We start from the raw sequence: 13917 nt of genomic DNA on the forward strand, positions 1-13917 counted from the left end.
CTCTCATTTGAAGAACATCTTTTCTTTATTTTTCATCTTCTGGATCTCTTCTTCCAGAGTCTCTAACCTTGACTCGAGTTCATGCATATCTTTTCTGGTAAAGACGTCTGCCTTTGAGATAGCATCCTGAATCTTGTCAGATATTTTCTTTTCAAGGTCAACCCTTTGTTTTTTGCTTTCTTCAACCAGGTCCTGGACAGCTTTTTTGCCTTCTTCTCTGCTGATATCCCCTTTGTCGACCAGGTCTTTTACAAGATCATTTACTCTTTCTTCAGTCATAGCCCACAGGCCGGCCCCTATTAGCCCGAGTTTTCGAACAGATTCTTTCATATATAAAACACGCATCCTAAACTGTTAATTTGGAAATAATCAATTTGATATGATATGATATATTGAAAACTGATAATGTATTAAAAGGTAGTAATGTGTTAAAAACTGATAGTGTATTAAACTGATGATACACTAAAAATACTATTGGCTAAAAAGTACCTTTAAGTTAAAAACTCTTTACAATTCTCTGGTAATTTTCCGGTTCGCTTGAGAACGGAATGGGTTTCAGGATAGGCCCGTTATGAATTAGAGGATAAGATCATGCCTGAATTTTCGTAAAATATCATATTCCGGATTTCGCATATGATTATGAAGGTTAGTTTTTCAGGCTGGTAAAACGTAGCCTTCATACTCCTTATATGGAAAAGTAACTATTCAGTTACCATAAAATGAGCCAATTGGTATCGTTTTCAATCCTCAATTTTCTCAAATTAAGATGTGGATTAAGGCTCTTAATGTTGATTATTGGGCAGCTGAATAGTTACCTGGAAAAACAGGTTTTTATGCTCTTGATTTCTTTGGCCTGGGTGAGTGCAGATCAGAGAGAACCTGCAATCTGAATCTGGTATCAGTTTCTTCTTGCTACTCAAGTTCTTCTTGCTATAATGCTTTCACGAACATTGGCCCACCGACGTTCGCGGATTTCATCCCAATTGTTATCCTTTATCCAGGTTCGAATCCTTTCACTTGCCTCTTCTGAATTTTTAAACCCGACATAGCTTGCAAGTTCTTCCGGTTTAAGTTCAGAAGGGGAGGCAATATACATTTTTTGCAGAACAGCCTGGTCCGGTAATGTTGACTCCCTGTCGAACTTGAAACCAAAAACAGCGCAATCCGCACTCCCATAATAACTGCTGATCCCCATAATTTTAATGCTTGAAAGAATTTCATCGGGATAGGTAAAAACATGATCACTGCCGCCAGAATAGTTTCCCCCAAGCTGGTTACTGACAGCACCGTCCTTAAAGGTAAACCACCAGGTATTCAGGATATCTCCGGTTCGAGCTGTAACCTTCACTATCGGATTTTCTCTAGAAAGGTTGAAAACTCCGCCATGAGGAGGATTTGAACTACCTCCGCTCTTATCACCCATGCGGGATGTCTGAGTAACCCCTCCGGGACCTCCTCCATTCGGGTAAGTAACCTGGCAGGCATCAATCCGGTCCCAGGCCCAGACTTCTACTTTTGAGATTGGTTGTTGGGGCGCTGAGGGAAGTTTAATCGTACCGCTGTTGTCAGCCGTTCCTACTGCATCAGAGTAAATCTCCCTAGAGAGATATACACTGGTGGGTGTAGGATACTTTACAGGATCGAAATACTGCCACATATCCTTGAAATCCAGAACGTCGAGAGTCATTTCCCGTATGTATCTGTTTACCGTATTAAAGGGTTCAGTGTAATGTTTATTGCTGGGAGCGTTTTTCTGTGTGCTCTGTAAGCCGTCATTATAAATCTTTTGAGTATATTCTACATAAGAACTGATTGTTTCTACGATTTGCTCCCTGGTATGCTGCTGTATTTCCTCCGTCCACCCCCAGCTGGTGCCATATAAAGCACCGTCTCGAAGAAGGCTCAGGTGCATATTAGCAAATTGCGTGAAAAGCGGCAACAAAGGTAGCTCGTAACCTTTGGACTGGAAGTGAGGGAGCTGCTGGAGAAAATCCCCTAATGCAACATTGTATTTCTCAGATATGTATGTCTGGCTCTGGGAGTTCTGTACAGCCCACAGGTATTCATTCAGATTATTCTCCAATCCTTCCAGGTCTTCCTGAACCTGCTGGTAAACCAGTTCGCTGATTTTTTCATCTACGAGCTGTTCTACTTCATCCTTGATTTCTGACCACACATCCTGTTGCGAATCAGGCCAAAAAATCTCTACGAGAGCGCCAAGTGCAAACCCTACTCCCGGAATTTCCCCGAGAGCTGTGGATATGACCACTCTTGCTGCGTTATTGTAATCGAATTCATATTCTACTTGAACAAAATATATTATGTGTTCAGGCATATCCTTCTTAACCAAAATGTCTTGAATAACCTGGTTTTCAGTCACTATGATTTTCCCCTCGGATTTATTTCATTTCAAGGTATTTTTCCAAAACTTCTTCTGGAGACCGCTTATTATGGAGCCCGGCCTATCAGTATTTTGAGAGTTATGTTTTTGCAGAAACATCTTTCTAATTTTTATTCAATTTTTCTGCAGTGTTGCATATATTAAAAAACAAAAATCAATAGTTATAGCACGTGCAACATGCCATCCCGACAAAATTTTATTGCACCATATATACAACTATCTAATATTTTAAAGTATGTTTCCGAAACTATTTTATTCCAATCCGGACAAGCATTCCTTCGCAATATTAGCCTTTTCTATGAAGTGGAAAATAACTAAGTATCATTATTGGGCTCAGTTATTCATATCTTAAAATCCAGGAACTATTGGATTCGGTTATTCATACTTTAAACCTAGGATAGGATATTTTCAGGGAGAAAAATACTTGTTACAGTGAAACATTTTTAAATATGAATAATCTATCTTTCACAGAGACAATTCCTATTTGTCTTTAAATGTTCAGGTGACGAAATAAACGTCAGTAATTGGAAAATCCATCAATTCGATTATTAATATTGTTCTCATGGTTGCGATGTTCAATTTCGCATTTTTGATCCTTTCTGTCCTGGTAGCAGGATCTATCACAGGAGAAGAGGTTTTAAGTGCTTCAATAGAACCATTAAGAGGTATTGACGAAAGTGTCATGTTTACAGAAAACGAACCGGTAACTTTTATTTTTTCAACAAGGGAACAAATCAGAACAGAACTTTTAAACATCACTATTGTTGACCCGCAAAACATAGAATATTCCTGGCAAAAAGGTTTTGGTGGGCACAATCAATCAGGGATATTTGTAGATGATTTTACTGTGTTTACCCCGAAATCATCAGGAATTCACCAGATAAAAATAAGTAATGCAGATTTTAATACGGATATCAAGCTAGTCTCAGGAATGACACACCCGTCTGAACAGCCTCTATATTTCAAGATCCTGATCATTTCGCTAGTACTTCTGATCATCGGAGCTATGTTATTTGGAGCTTCTAAAAGAAGAGTCCCTCTTATCCCCGGGCTTCCCATTCCCATATACAGGACAGTGACCACCGGCAGGAACAGAATGAGAAGATTTACGGCTTTTCAAGACCTTGTCTCACTTTCTGCAAGTCTGTATATAGTATATAATGTAGCCTTTCAGGCTGCCTTATAAATTTCTGACTTAGAGCCTATCCGAAAAGTGGTTACCTGCTATAACTTTTACGATATGCAATATGCAAAACCGGAACGGATACTCTCACATTATAGACCGATTGTAACTTTTCAACATGCATTATCGACTTTTCGGATAGGCTCTTAGTAGAGCTTATTATGCAGCTTTTTTAGTTGCAAGAAGCTATCTGGAATCTGCAGGTTACAATTTTCCTCCTGATTCTAACGTGTACAAAAAAGTAATTGACTATATGAAAGGTAAAAACTCTTTTATAAGTAATCTTCTTTTCAATCTTAGGGACAGAAGAAACAATGCAGACTATAATCTGGATGCTCAAATTAAAAAAGGGATTACTATTTCTTCAATAAAGTCTGCACAAATGGTAATAGATGAAATTCGTAAATTGTGATATTGAAATTATTTTTTCCAGATACTTAATCAGGAAAAGCCTCTAAAAAACAGAACAATAGTTTTACGTGACCTTTATGTGTTTCAGATATTTAATACTTCCACATTTTCTTTCTGAGTTATATTTCTTGCAATAACTCCACGGTGGCACATGTTTACATCTGCTTCAAAACACATTAGTGCAACACGGTGGCTTCGGCTTAATTCCACAATTTTATCTAATAGCTCGGGATTTTCTTTTATTGTCGTTTTCTCGTAGTCCTCAAAGAGTTTTTCGTAATCTTTTAGTGTGAGAAGCTCTTTTCTTTTTTCTCCTTCTATACCGAGTTCAGGGATGTGAAGATATCGAATCTCTGAGTTTTCAAGATAATTTTTAAGGCTATTTTTTGTGAAATCGAATTTCATGCTGAAAGGATTTTTCCTGACATCAATAAGAACATCTATGGCATTCTGGATTAAGACGTTAAGAAAAAGGTCAATGTCTCTTCCTTCGTATCCGATGGTAAAAAGGCCTGGCTCTCGACTAGAAGCTTGTTTTGTCTCTTCTTGAGGGGGAAGAAGTTTACTTTTTATCATATAAGCTGGAAACTTTCGGTATATGTATGCCATAATTTCTTTGTCAGAATCAAACTTCCCGGCAACTCTATTTATTTTCAGAGTTACTTTCGGGTCCATGCCTTTTAAAGCTGCTTTCCCTTTTTCGGTTAATTCAAACCGTTTTTCCTCTTCGATAATATAGCCTTCTTTTTTCAGGCTGGAAAGATTGTTATAACATACGTTGGAAAAAGGCCCGTAACTGTAAGGAAAAAAGTTATAGAATTTAATTGACTTGTCAATTTTTTCCACATGGGATAACAAAAAGAGACTCTTCATTATCATGAATCTGGAAGACAGGTTCATTTCATGGAGTTTGCCTATAGTGTTAAGGAGAGCTCTTTGTTTGTGGTTCAGGTTTTTCATTAAACTACCATCTATCAAGTGTGTTTATTTCAAAATATTCCATTTAGCGCTTTTATATGATTTTTATATTAGCATATCTTTACGGTTTTTGATAGGACGAATTTAAAATTACTTTATTTATTAAATCGGATTCTACTGGAACTATAAATCTTTACATTGGTATTAAATTTTAGAATTTTCAACAGGATCTAATGTCCATATCATTCATTATATCGAATAATCATTCATCATATTGAATGACGGACAAATGTTCTCTATTTTTTCGAGAAAACTATCCGTTCCGCTGAGCGCATGGTCGCTAAGAATACCGGTACTTGAAATGCAAGAAGAAAAAACTCAGTAACAATACCCGCAACAATACCTTAAATAAAAAGCCGAGTTATACCAATTCTCCAAATATTTATTCAAACATCAATACTTAATGGCCATCTCCCTCAAGAAGCCAGTACCACAAAGGCACATACCTTATCCTCTTCCCATCAGCAACCTCCTCGTCAAAGATGTCCGATGTGATGATTGTCCCTTCTTTCATCCTGAAGTTTTTCATCCCGGCCAGCAGGCCGTTCACTTCGCGTTCTTTTGTTTTCGGGTCGGATAAATCTGAGCAGACCTGTATCAATCGGGTGGGTTCAAGTCCTTCCTTTGTTACAAAATCGACCTCAAGGCCTTTCTGATCCTGCCAGTAGTAGATCTCGTTTCCAGAGTGTAAGAGCCGGATGAATACAAGGTTCTCGTATAATCTTCCGGTATCGGAGGATAGTTTGAAGGAAACGGCATTGATCATGCCTGTGTCGATACAATATAATTTTCTGGGTTTGTTCATTTGTTGCTTTAGAGATTCATTGTAATGGCTGACGCTGAAGAGCAGGAATGCATCCTCAAGGTATGCAATATAATTGATTATCGCATCCGTGCTGAGGGAGGAATAACTGGCAAACAGCCTTCGGAGGGAGTTGTAAGTATGTTGTTTTGCGATGTTTGATACGCAAAAAAGGGTCAGGTCCCTGAATATAAGAGGATTACGTATGCCATACCTTGAAATGATGTCACGGTAGATGATGTCGTCAAAGTATGACTGCAATGTTTCCCGATGCTTCACTGACGGATAGACTATGGTCTCGGGGAATCCTCCTTTTTCCAGGTATTCGTTGAATCTGCGTTTGACAACTGGCCTGTCTTCCGAGTAAGGGAGCGTTTTCATATCAAAAGAGATGGAATGATAATCCAGGAATTCCGCAAAACTGAAAGGGAACATCCTGGTGCTAAGATGCCTGCCTGTCAATAGGGTGGATATCTCCTGTGAAAGCAGAGATGCGTTTGAGCCGCTTATTACCATCTTCACGTTCTGTTTTCTATCGTAGATGCCCTTAATCCATCGTTCCCATGAAGGAAAGTTCTGGATTTCATCAAGGAAAAGATACAAACGGTTTCCTTCTGATATCTCCTGCATTTCCCTGAAAGTTTCTATCAACAGCTGCAGTTCATCCCCGTTTAGAGGTTGCAAGCGGTCATCATCAAGGTTCAGGTACAATATATTGCTCTTCGGCACACCTCGCTTAAGCAGTTCCGATATCAGTTGATACATATAGCATGTTTTGCCGCATCTCCTCACACCTACGATGTCATTTACATGCGGAGTATCGATGTTCACTTCAGACCTGCGCTTCTGCAATGGTGGTAAAACTCTTCCCTGCCACTCAACAATGGCACTTTTCAGTTTCTCTCTCGTATCCACAAAGAATAATCAGGCTTTCTTGTTTATATACTCATCGAGCATAGTCGATAAAATTCTCTTATTTTGTCGTATATGGGCGATGAATTTATAAAATTACATTCGATCTCGTTAGTATAGTAAAAGAGTAACCTTTCCATGCTTCTGGTTTTAACTCTTTCTTCAAAGCTTAATTTTAGTTGTAATCCTGAGTGGTAGAGGGATTTAATGCAAAATTATCTGATGTGATGATAATCCCTCTTTTCATCTTGAGGTTTTTCATCCTGGCCAGCAGGCATTTCACCTCGCATTCTTTTGTTTCCATGTCAGACAAATTCGAGGTATAACATGTCGACAGTTTCCTCCGTCTGTATAGAAATCCATTATTCATCAAATTAGAACACAGGTATACCGGCCTGTTCAAAGTCTCTGTCTCTTCCTATTGAATAGCAATTTAATAAGATTTATACCGAGCGATAATCTCAAATAGTGTTATTCTTTTCCTTCAATGAATAGTATATACTGATTTTGGAATAAAGTTGATTTTAAGATGAGATTCATAAAAAAGATTTTTCGATCTATATCACATATTTTTCTTTTCTTTCTTTAATTTTTGAATTTATTCCTATCTTTATAAATATAATAGCTGGTCAAAGAGGCAAACGGACTACTATAATCATTTATTAAACGAATATTATATATGCCAATAATATTATCGAATATATATCCAGGAAACACGTAGTCAAACTCAAAACTGACTGATAATTTATGTCCTTCATTCTGAAAAAAGCATATTATTTAAGTTAGTTACAAACTTGAGTTCGGACATGTATCTGGAGATAATTTACAAAGTTGAGTAAGATTAAGGTTGAGTAAATAATAAAGGATAAAAATATGTGGGGGGTAAAGAACTGAAAAAGAAATATGTGTTTGAAAAGAAAGACCATCTACTTGGTGGTCTATTAGTAGGGACAACAGTAGGGACAGCCGCCGGAGCTGTGGTAGGCTTTGTTGCAGGTGTTACTGCGAAATATACTTATGATAAATATATTAAAGAGAAAAGGGTATACAAAAAACTCCATTTAGTTCCAAAGAAGATACTTAAACGCCCATATCCTGCTACAGTGAAGTCTGTTTATCCGGATAGACAAACATTTTCCAAGGACCCGAAATCTCCTATCTGGGTCGAATTCGATGCATCTATTGACAGTTCTACTGTCACGAAGGATACAGTTATAGTCAAGAGTTCAGCTTCTGAAAATCCTATAGAAGGAATTCTTGATGCTGGTACCAGAACGCTGATGTTCAGGCCTTATGAAGAGTATCCTCTGGGAGAAGATGAGACTAAAATATCTGTTACTTTGATAGGGACTGACACGGGATCAGGAGTTATCAAAGACGTGAAAGGTGTTTCTTTTGATGGAGATAAAGATGGAGAAGCCGGTGGAGATTTCACATACAAGTTCAAGATTTCGAAAAAATAAAACCTTTTCTACAGTATTTTTTTCTTTCTCAGGACTTATGCAGTTACCTGCTTTGCAGGCAACTTTTGAGTCTTTTTGATTTTTAAACTAAAGCATACATTGGATCTCTTATGAATTGATTAATAGTATTTCTCGTAATGCTACACTTCGTTTCAAACCATATAATCCCAGTTGTTATTCTTTGGATTTCAAACCTTAGAATGCTCTTATTGCCATCATAATATGTGCTCTCTGAACACTATTTCTTATTGCCTGGCAGCATTATACGACCACGCCTCGAAATACCATTCCGACGAAGAGCTAAGGTGATCTGCAAAACTGATCTGCATCACCCTGAATAAGGTCAACCTTAACCTAGATGCAACAACGATAAAAGAAATCCTCGACCGTTTAACCTAAAAGACTTTTGGACGTAAATAATATCAAAATAGATGATAAAAGCTGCGGGAAAGTTGATGGCTATATTTTCTAATTATCGAAGTAAATTGCCTGTTTTATCCTGAAATTATTTCGCTTTTTAAATTTCTTTTATTACAGTTATCTATCGTATACAGATGACCTACTATTTTACTTCAATTTCGAATTCGTTTCATTTTACATGATCATTCCACAATACCGAAATGTAATGGAATTCATTCAATGTTTAACCTTTTACTTCGCTTGCTGTTGTATCGTGTAATGAACTTTCAAATGGCTTTGAGTCTGCGAAATTATTTCAGGATACAACAGACATAAATTGCTTCCAAAATAGATTTTGGATTGGGATCATGAAAACTACAATAATAGCGATGTGCGTCTCATACATGCAGAAGAATTTGCAAGAAGGGGTATTGACGGCATATGGTTGCAGGCTTATCATTCCGAAGAGATCTAGAAGCGATAAGAGAGATTGAGAGGAAATTAATACCTATTGCAAATGATTGGAACAATAATCATAATTTCCCTAAACTTTTCAACAAACAGGATGCTAACCAAAGTAAAATCTTGTAAAATATTTAATCTTATAAGAACTTGTGTTATTGTTGGTGGGGATTCTTGGTCGATCAGTCAGATGTACATGAAAAAACCTTCAGCCCGAGTTTAAATGAAAGAACTGATGCCTTGCAGCAGCTTATAACCTTTTTTGGATCCTTTTCGGACAGGCAGCAAGCTCTGGAGGACATGCTCAGGCTCTGTTCCGATGAAGATAAAACTCTCAGAGTAAAAGCAATAAATGCCCTTGGAACAGTTTTCCCGGAACTTTCGGATGAAGAAAAAGAAAAAGGCTGGAACAGCCTGCTTGAACTTATAGGGACTGAAGACCCGGAGGTCTGGAAAGCCGTGGTAGTGTTCCTTATTTTTGCATTCGGCTATGTACCGGAAAAAAGTAAACCATGGAACTGCCTTCTCCGGCTGGCTGAAGATGAGAACAGGCATGTCAGGGAACACGCAGTAGAAGCCCTGATCCTGCTTTTTCCTTCCATGCCGAACAGGGAAAAGGTCTGGGCTGATTTTATAGCCCTTGCAGGGAGCGAGTACGGAGAAATCCGTGAACTCGTCTCGGATGCCTTTATTTTGATATACCCTTACCTTGAAGACAGGGAACAGGTCTGGGAAAGTCTGCTTGAACCTGCGGGGAGCGGAGACAGCCATGTGCAGGACAGAGCTGGAGATATCATGGCACGGATCTTCCATCAGCTCCCTGATCGAAAAAAAGCCATGCAAGACGTCGAAAACCTGACCATGGGACAAATGGGCTATATAGTTAGGCGGGCTGTAAAGTTACTACGGGACGATTATCCCGAGATTTACGATGCAGAAAACCCGGTTGAAGAGCTTTACAGGCTTGCAGCAAAAAAGGCACCGTATGCGAGATGGAAGGCTTCTGGCACAGCAGGAAAGGAGCAGGGAGCTTCCAGCAAAAAAAGAAAAGAAGAAGAAACTGAGAAGTAAGGAATAAAAGGGTGTAGAGGTGAAGGTTTCAAAATTGAAATCTTCTTCCACGTCGCTTGTTTAAAGATGACATTTCAATGTCACTTACTCAATGATGCTATTTATTCAATAATGCCACTTGTTCATGATCATGCTTTTCAGTCCGGCAGTTGCACAATTGCTGCCAGTACCTCCTCGTCCCCGATTACCCTTGTGACATGTCCCTGTCCTTCGGTATCTTCAAGCTGCATTACGCTTCCGGGACCGAAGAGGCGGATTTCCCCATCGCTTACTTTAATCTCTGTTTTCCCGGAAAGGAAGAAGAATATCTGCTTATGTGGGGCCGGGTGCCAGTCTCCAAACCAGCCAGGAGGAATCAGGAAAAATACGTACCTGGACGCCCGGTGGAAAGTCGAAAGGAAGACTGAAGGAGCCGGCGGGGCAAAATCTACTTCTGCAAATTCGATATCTCTGTCCTCAAAGTGTGACAGACCTTCAGAGTCAGTATATACTCGTATGTATTTCATTCAGAACATACCCCCAATTTTATTTGTTCGAAAAAAGGATATAAGCCTTTCCATCTAATTCTTTGAACCTGAATTGATACGAAGGACAAAGCATAGACTGACTTCTACCTTTTACATATTTTTCCTTCAAGGACCTTTGCATTCGTCTACGAATAGTATTACTCTCTCATCTGCGGTCTCACAGCTGACCCAAAAAGGTTTTTCCTTAATTGTGATGGTCAGAGTAGACTTTCCATCCCATTCGAAGCTCCCGGTAACCCCCTTTTCTGAAATTTCTCCTTCATTTCCAGGCGGGACATCGACGCCGTAATCCTGAAGCTTGTTCTTCATGCACTCAAACGCGTCAGGTGTAACGTTAATAAATGTTATAGGCTTACAACTGTTCTCTTCATTCTGTGCCTGAGCTAATCCAGGAGAAAAAACTAAGCAGATTACTATCAGAGAAGCTGCTATCAATTCTATTCTCATTCTTTAACCCCCATTGAGAATTCGACCATTCTATTAGACTGAATGTACAGAATTAATTGATAAAAAATAAAGATAATAAATTAGTACACAAAATTATACACAAAATTAAATATATTAATTTTATATTATTTAAGTAATATTACGGCTGGCTTATATATAGCTAATCTCTGTTAAGTATGAGCTCCAGTCTGAAGTACAAAGTTTAGCAGGGCCTGCGAGTCTCTATACTATAATTTGTAAAGTCTTTTCTTTATTAAATATGGTTCCAGCATAATTATAGATCTGTACGGTAGAATTAAGTTTTAGGTTTATCAAAAACTCATCAATTACCCTCGTCGTCAAGATGAGAAATGATGGGGGAAAAAACCTTTACTTTTAGGTATACTTGCACTTACTGGCAAAGCTCCCTTCCTTAAAAACCTGAATCGGTAGGCGAAGGTATTAGGAGGATTAGTTCATTATTATAATATGCAATAGATCGTAAATGGGGATATCACGGCAGGTAAAGTCCTATAATGCCGATAGTTTTCTAAATTCTTCGGCTTACATCTTTTTAAGGGCACTATAGCTGTGATCATTCTCCTGGATTAAAAAGAGAATTTATAAAATAAGAAGAAGGGGGAATACTATGAACGAAGGTACTAAGGAAGAAGCTAAAGGCAAGATTCACAAGGCGAAGGGTGAGATCAAGGAGACAGTGGGAGACCTGACCAATAATCCCGAGACAGAAGCTGAAGGGACTGTTGAAAAAAGAAAGGGGGAGGTACAGGAAAAGAAAGGTAAGGTTAAGAAAGCCCTGGAGGATTAAGGAATCCAAAGTTAAATATAAAAGCACTTTAAGGTGCTAATGAATCAATCCAAAATTCAGCAACATCAAAATAGTTGACACAAAATATCTATTTTGGGAAAAAATTCCTCATTCTCACAGGTATCTGTACTTTTTATGCGTTTGCGTAGTAGTGAGGATATGAAAAACATAAACTTTTCTTTTTTCTCTGTCAATTTGTGGAAGATTCAATCATTCCCTCCCTTAAACGATACGCTGAGTCTCTATCCCTTTGATTTGCAAAGTTTGCCGATCTTTTTCCCTGTATTTTTAGTTCCGTAAGAAAATTGATAAAATTATGAGCCTATCCCAAAAGTAATATTATGTTGAAATTATAAATATAGAGCTGATCCCAAAACTCAGGATTAAGTCCCTAAATCTTAAATCTTGAATAATCAATCGATCTTCTGATTAGGAAAATGATCCTGAAATTCTTGTTGATATGAAAATAAAATCGGTTTTGGGGTGAGCTCATAGTTATATGTCATTTCGTGAAATCGATGACGTTCTATGGAAATCAATAGAGCCTTATCTTCCTCCTCAGAAACCACATACAGGAAGGCCACGTGTAAATATGAGGATGTTAATGAACGGTATTTTGTACGTCGTTATGACAGGTTGTACGTGGAAAGACGTTCCTCGTCACTATGGATCTAAGTCAACGGTTCATAGATTTCATCTTTACCTGTGTGAACATGGTACCTATCAGAAGATTTTCAATGAACTTTTAAACAAAGGTTATGACTTGAAGAAAATAGATCTCTCTCACTGCTTTACTGATACAAAGGATATTCCGGCTAAAAAAGGGGGAATATCGGCTACGATGGACACAAAAAAGTAAAAGGAATAAAATTAAGCGTTTTAGTAGACTTGCAGGGTCTACCTCTCTCTATTATCGTTGTTCCTGCAAATAAGAATGACTCAACGCTTTATATACCTACACTTAAAAATTTCAATATAAGGAGACCTGTAGGAAGGCCTGTTAACAGGCCTTCAAAAGTAACAGCTGATGGAATGTATGATACAGCTAAAATTAGAAAATATAACAGGAGAAGAGGAATAAAGTCCAATATACCAGTAAATAAAAGAAATCGGAAGAAAAAGAGGAGAGGGAGACCAATAAAGATAGATCCGGAAGAATACAAAAAGCAAAGCATAGTAGAAAGATTCTTTAGCTGGATAGAGTCATGCAAGAAAGTATTTCCAAGATATGAAATTAAAGAGAAATCATATTTAGGAGTTGTAATGGTAGCAGCAATAATTAGATTAAATGAGGTTTTGGGATAGGCTCTTAATTAATTTAATTTAATTTAATTTAATTTCAGATGCTTGTTAAAGGATTTTTACGGGAGCTTGTGCCGTAGTGGTTGAACAGCCAGAAGGGAAGGTAGGGGATTATTAAATAACTTATATTTGCTTAAGGAGACAAAGAAAAAGAAGGAAAAAATAGAAAAAAGATACGGCGGGTGCTTTTTTGAGAAGCAGTCTTTTTCTTCCTCTCCTACTTCTTTTTTCATTTCCCGAGAAAGGTTGGCTGTAAAGTAGCCGGTAATAACTTTAGTATCAAAATTAAAACTAAAAACATTTTAAGGCATTGAATAGATATTTAAAAACATATCAATTTAGTTTATATATAAAACACCCAGGCGTCCAGATACCTTTTCTTAAAAACTTTATTAAGCGAAGCTTTTAGAAGTATTATCTCATTATTATAATAGTACTATCAAGTGGGGTATCACGGCCAGTAATGCCGTCAATTCTCAGGAGTTTTTCGGCTTACATCTATTGAAAGGTAACTGAGCTGTGACACTCCCCAAGATTAAAAAGAAACCTTGAAACGGGGGAGTATCATGAAATCAAGCACAGACGATAAAGTTGAAGGTAAGTACCACAGGGCAAAAGGAGAGATCAAGGAGACCGTAGGGGAACTGACCGGTGATCGAGATCTGGAAGCTGAAGGTGAAGCTGAAAAAAGAGAAGGCAAGGCGCAAGAAAAGGTAGGCCAAATCAAGAAAGTGTTTGATAAATAAGGAGT

14 protein-coding genes and 1 pseudogene are annotated in these 13917 nt (G+C 38.0%); 8 read left to right on the plus strand and 7 right to left on the minus strand.

Features of this window, described 5'->3' with window-relative positions; translation table 11 throughout:
• Positions 1-3: 3 nt before the first annotated feature.
• Both ACZ5A8_RS15365 and ACZ5A8_RS15370 read right to left on the minus strand, forming a co-directional pair.
• Entirely contained in the window at positions 4-330 is a 327-nt protein-coding gene (locus tag ACZ5A8_RS15365) for a phasin family protein (protein ID WP_229391952.1), read from the minus strand.
• Positions 331-916: 586 nt separating this feature from the next.
• Complete coding sequence (locus ACZ5A8_RS15370; RefSeq protein WP_464530124.1) at positions 917-2380, minus strand: insecticidal delta-endotoxin Cry8Ea1 family protein; 1464 nt, start codon at positions 2378-2380, stop codon at positions 917-919.
• Positions 2381-2963: 583 nt separating this feature from the next.
• Here ACZ5A8_RS15370 and ACZ5A8_RS15375 point away from each other — a divergent pair.
• On the plus strand, positions 2964-3587 hold the full coding sequence (locus tag ACZ5A8_RS15375) for a hypothetical protein (protein ID WP_464530126.1): 624 nt from the start codon (positions 2964-2966) through the stop codon (positions 3585-3587).
• Between the two features lie 151 nt (positions 3588-3738).
• Positions 3739-3996, plus strand: a pseudogene (locus tag ACZ5A8_RS15380) (hypothetical protein); the annotation flags it as partial.
• 83 nt (positions 3997-4079) lie between these two features.
• Here ACZ5A8_RS15380 and ACZ5A8_RS15385 read toward each other — a convergent pair.
• The 3 genes from ACZ5A8_RS15385 to ACZ5A8_RS15395 all read right to left on the minus strand — a co-directional run bounded on the left by ACZ5A8_RS15385 (position 4080) and on the right by ACZ5A8_RS15395 (position 6991).
• On the minus strand, positions 4080-4955 hold the full coding sequence (locus tag ACZ5A8_RS15385; protein WP_464530127.1) for a DUF488 domain-containing protein: 876 nt from the start codon (positions 4953-4955) through the stop codon (positions 4080-4082).
• 418 nt (positions 4956-5373) lie between these two features.
• Positions 5374-6690: an ATP-binding protein gene (locus tag ACZ5A8_RS15390; RefSeq protein ID WP_464530128.1), complete on the minus strand. Its 1317-nt coding sequence runs from the start codon at positions 6688-6690 to the stop codon at positions 5374-5376.
• A gap of 172 nt (positions 6691-6862) precedes the next feature.
• Complete coding sequence (locus ACZ5A8_RS15395; RefSeq protein WP_255680687.1) at positions 6863-6991, minus strand: hypothetical protein; 129 nt, start codon at positions 6989-6991, stop codon at positions 6863-6865.
• 571 nt (positions 6992-7562) lie between these two features.
• On the opposite strand from ACZ5A8_RS15395, the gene ACZ5A8_RS15400 reads away from it, so the two are divergent.
• Together ACZ5A8_RS15400 and ACZ5A8_RS15405 are read left to right on the plus strand one after the other, a co-directional pair.
• Positions 7563-8150 carry an Ig-like domain-containing protein gene (locus tag ACZ5A8_RS15400; RefSeq protein ID WP_464530130.1) on the plus strand — a complete coding sequence of 196 codons (588 nt, stop codon included), beginning with the start codon at positions 7563-7565 and terminating at the stop codon, positions 8148-8150.
• A 1035-nt stretch (positions 8151-9185) separates the two neighbouring features.
• Positions 9186-10082: a HEAT repeat domain-containing protein gene (locus ACZ5A8_RS15405; RefSeq protein WP_464530132.1), complete on the plus strand. Its 897-nt coding sequence runs from the start codon at positions 9186-9188 to the stop codon at positions 10080-10082.
• Positions 10083-10219: 137 nt separating this feature from the next.
• Here ACZ5A8_RS15405 and ACZ5A8_RS15410 read toward each other — a convergent pair whose 3' ends face one another.
• Entirely contained in the window at positions 10220-10588 is a 369-nt protein-coding gene (locus tag ACZ5A8_RS15410; protein WP_322223884.1) for a cupin domain-containing protein, read from the minus strand.
• Between the two features lie 126 nt (positions 10589-10714).
• Positions 10715-11056 carry a hypothetical protein gene (locus ACZ5A8_RS15415; protein ID WP_322223886.1) on the minus strand — a complete coding sequence of 114 codons (342 nt, stop codon included), beginning with the start codon at positions 11054-11056 and terminating at the stop codon, positions 10715-10717.
• A 628-nt stretch (positions 11057-11684) separates the two neighbouring features.
• Between ACZ5A8_RS15415 and ACZ5A8_RS15420 the strand changes: the two genes are divergently transcribed.
• The 4 genes from ACZ5A8_RS15420 (at position 11685) to ACZ5A8_RS15435 (ending at position 13912) form a co-directional block, all read left to right on the plus strand.
• Complete coding sequence (locus ACZ5A8_RS15420) at positions 11685-11864, plus strand: CsbD family protein (protein WP_229390705.1); 180 nt, start codon at positions 11685-11687, stop codon at positions 11862-11864.
• Positions 11865-12363: 499 nt separating this feature from the next.
• Entirely contained in the window at positions 12364-12723 is a 360-nt protein-coding gene (locus tag ACZ5A8_RS15425; protein WP_464530134.1) for a transposase, read from the plus strand.
• Positions 12724-12752: 29 nt separating this feature from the next.
• Positions 12753-13169 carry a transposase gene (locus ACZ5A8_RS15430; protein ID WP_464530135.1) on the plus strand — a complete coding sequence of 139 codons (417 nt, stop codon included), beginning with the start codon at positions 12753-12755 and terminating at the stop codon, positions 13167-13169.
• Positions 13170-13732: 563 nt separating this feature from the next.
• A complete protein-coding gene (locus ACZ5A8_RS15435) occupies positions 13733-13912 on the plus strand; it encodes a CsbD family protein (RefSeq protein ID WP_229390706.1) in 180 nt (59 codons plus the stop codon).
• Positions 13913-13917: the final 5 nt, after the last annotated feature.

The sequence above is a fragment of the Methanosarcina subterranea genome (assembly GCF_055385895.1).